General features: G+C 61.5%; 4 protein-coding genes. 1 reads left to right on the forward strand and 3 read right to left on the reverse strand.

Going from position 1 to position 3,410, the window contains the following annotated elements; translation table 11 throughout:
* A partial coding sequence (locus tag KA184_23685) for a hypothetical protein (GenBank protein ID MBP8132593.1) occupies positions 1–336 on the forward strand: 336 nt, incomplete at its 5' end.
* Here the strand turns inward: KA184_23685 and KA184_23690 are convergent.
* The 3 genes from KA184_23690 to KA184_23700 form a co-directional block, all read right to left on the reverse strand.
* A complete protein-coding gene (locus KA184_23690) occupies positions 329–1,852 on the reverse strand; it encodes a sodium/solute symporter (GenBank protein MBP8132594.1) in 1,524 nt (507 codons plus the stop codon). The genes KA184_23685 and KA184_23690 overlap by 8 nt on opposite strands.
* Positions 1,853–1,873: 21 nt before the next feature.
* On the reverse strand, positions 1,874–2,659 hold the full coding sequence (locus KA184_23695; protein ID MBP8132595.1) for an SDR family oxidoreductase: 786 nt from the start codon (positions 2,657–2,659) through the stop codon (positions 1,874–1,876).
* 33 nt (positions 2,660–2,692) lie between these two features.
* Positions 2,693–3,410 (reverse strand): Gfo/Idh/MocA family oxidoreductase (locus tag KA184_23700; protein ID MBP8132596.1); only part of this gene is annotated, 718 nt, incomplete at its 5' end.

The raw sequence follows: 3,410 nt of genomic DNA on the forward strand, positions 1-3,410 counted from the left end.
GTATCGCTCCTGCTGCACCAGGATGTGTTTCAACGGCCTTGGGGCGAATACCGGAAGGTCATGTGCGAACGGGGCGTCATTGAATGGACCTGGCAGTCGCTGCGCGTGGCCCGGTACGCCGGCCCGGGGTTTCTGAGCGGTCCTCAATGGGAGGATGTTCCGCTCGAGGGATACGGCTTCGAGGACATGTATGCCCGGGAGCTGGAACACGCAATCGAAGCGCTGAAAGGGCACGCGGAGTATCTCATGCCGCTTTCAAGGGAAAGACGCGTCCTGGAATGGACGCTGGCTTGCGAGGACAGTTCCCGGACAGGGCGTCATCTCGTGTTTACGTGACGGACATCTTGCCGTCAGCGGCAACAGTCTTCAGAAGTTGCTGGTCCGTGGCGGGGGGAAACGGCAGGCTGAACAGATAACCCGTGGCGAGACTTGCGGTCAGGCCGATGGGTCCGTACCACAACCAAAAGACGCTCGTATATCGTGCGACCCCGGCCAGCACGCCTAGTCCGGCGAAGGTGCCCAGGAGGACGCCGGGCGTGTTGGAGCGTCTGCTGAGCACGCCGAGAAGGAACATGGCCACGGTCGGTCCAACGAGGAAACCGCTGATCTTGCCGATGATCTCGAGGATCGAGCCGAGTTGCCCGACATACAACGCCGCAACGGTTGCAGCCGTGCCCACGACCAATGTTCCCAGCCGCGCGGCGCGCAGGTAATGGCGCTCATCCTTGCGCGCATGGTGAAAGAAGCGCCTGTATATGTCCATCACCGCGACGGTGGAAAGCGAATTGACCCCCGAATCAACGCTCGACATCGTCGCGGCCATAATGCCCGCGATGACGAGTCCGGAGATACCCGCCGGCAGCCCGTAGGTGATGAAATGGGGAAACACACGGTCCTGCGCTTCTTTCACGTTGTCCGGGTTCAGGCTCAGGAGGCTCTGCATCATCTCCGGGTGCTGGTGATAATAGGCCACGAGGCCGACGCCGACCAGATACAGCGAATAGATGACAGGCACGACCAGCAGCGATTGCCCGACGGCGCTCTTGACGACCTCCCTGAGGGACTTGGCGGTCAGATAGCGTTGCACGACGACCTGGTCGACGCCGTATGAGCCCATATTCACGACGATGCTCATGCCGATGATGCCCCAGAGCGAGAACTCGGCGTTCAAGCTCATATCCAGGCTGAACATGGTCGTGTGGCCCTGTTCCGAGGCAATATGCCACACAGTGATGACGTCCCACCCGAAATCGCGGAGCATGAACACAAGCGCGAGCCCGATGCCGCCGACCAGCACGAAAAAGTGGATGACATCGCACCAGATGACGCCTTCGATGCCGCCAAGGCAGGCATAGACCGTCGTGAGCGCGCCAAACGCGAGGACGCACACCCAGAGATTCATCCCCGTCACAACGGACAGCGCCAGCGCGGGCGTGTAGATGACCGTGGCAAGCCAGCCTCCGCGCGTGAGCAGGAAAAGCACTGCCGCAAGCGTGCGCACGGCCACGCCGTAGCGGTGTTCCAGATATTCGTTGACGGTAAAGACGCTGAGACGGTAGAAGATTCGCACGATGAGAATGGCGGCGAACACCGCAACAAAGGGCAGGATGAAAATGGTGAGGGAATAGCGCAAGTCGTGTTGAAAGACCATCGCGGGCGCGCCCATGTAACTGATGGCGCTGAGGTCGGCCGCAATGATGGAAAGCGCGATGGGAAGCCACTTGAACGAGCGTCCGGCAAGGAAGAAGTCGCCTATATTCTTCTGCGACCTGGCGAAGAGGCTGCCAAAGGCTACAATGCCCAGAATATAGGCGGCCATGATTATCGTGTCGGAAACGGTCCATCCCTGCATGCGCGGTGTTCTCCTGCGAAGTTACTTGGCCGTGTAGCCACCATCCACTGGAAGGGTCGCACCCGTTACATAGGCGGAGGCATCGCCCGCCAGAAACACCACGGCGCCCATCAGGTCCGTATCGTTCGCCATACGGCCGAGAAAGGTGCGTGCGCTGTAGTTGCGCACGAAGGCGGGTGGATGGTTGGGCGTCTCGTAGCCGCCGGGGCAAATGCAGTTGCAGCGCACGCCGTGCGCCCCGTAATAGCTCGCGACGAACCGCGTGAAGTTGATCATGCCGCCCTTGTGAAAGAAGTAATCGGGATACCATCCGCTCATGGCGGTGCCCTCATAGATGGTGGGATCCGGGCCGACCATGCCCTGGATTGAACCGATATTGATGATGGAACCCGAACCGCGCGATGACATCGCGTCGCCGAACGCGCGCGTGACGGCGAAGAGCCCCGTCGCGTTGACGCGCATGCTCTCATCGAAGGTTTCGGCGCCGTCCTGGTAACCCTGTTTCATCGGGCGGAGCACGGCATTATTGACCAATACGTCGATGCGGCCGCTCTTCCCCAGCACGTTGTCTCGCAGCGCCAGCGCGGACGCCTCGTGGCCCTGGTCGAACTGCAGCGGCGTAACGTCCAGTTGCGCGTTGTTCAATTCGGCGCGAAGTTGGTTCAGGTTGTCCAGATTGCGCGAGGCGGCGTAGGTCTCGGCGCCGGCTTCCGCGAGCGCGCGGACAATCTGCCGCCCGTAGAGTCCTGCGCCACCGGTAACGAGAGCCACCTTGCCGCGCAGCGCAAACGTGTCCAGAACGCCCATATCGCAGAGTCTCCCTTTCAATATCTATCGTTGCTATATATCCGCGAGACGGACGGGCGCGCCGCCGCGTTCGCGGCTGACCAGCGTTGCGATGAGCATGCGCATAAGTTCCTCGGTCTCCGCGAACGGCACGGGGCACACGCCCGTGCGCAGGAATTGCGCGAACGCGAGCAGTTGCGACCGGAAAGCGAAATAGGTGTCGCTGAACGCGGCGAAGGCCGATCCGCGCGTGCCGCAGAGGAGCAGCTTGCCAAACCCGCCATACATGTCGTCAATGGCCGCGACCACCACCTCAACCCCGCGTTCATGACGGAAATACGCGATAGTGCGGCCCGGTTCGCCGCTGTGGCGCGCTTCGAGGAATCCCGGACCGGTGATCGGGTAAATGGCCGACAGCGCATGGATGCCGTAGCGTTCCCATGATTTCATCGTAGTAGTCGTGGCGTAGCGCAACTCGCCCAAATCATGTGTGGCTTCGCGCCAAGGCAGGAATTCCTTGGCATACGCCATGCAACTGCTCGACATGAGCGGACAGCCCCGCGCATGCCAGCGCCGGAACACGTTGAGGTCGTCCGCATTGTCGGCCAGCGGTTTGTCGACGAACACGGGCAGGCCGGCCTCGACGAAGGGCCTGCAACGGTCAACGTGTTCATGACCAATATCGGTTGCAACAATGACAGCGTCTACTTGGCCGATGACCGCCTCGGGCCGGTCGGCCACGTTGGGGACAAGCGATGCGCGCGCCACCCGT

The sequence above is a fragment of the Candidatus Hydrogenedentota bacterium genome, from assembly GCA_018005585.1.
Classification (GTDB): Bacteria; Hydrogenedentota; Hydrogenedentia; order Hydrogenedentales; family JAGMZX01; genus JAGMZX01.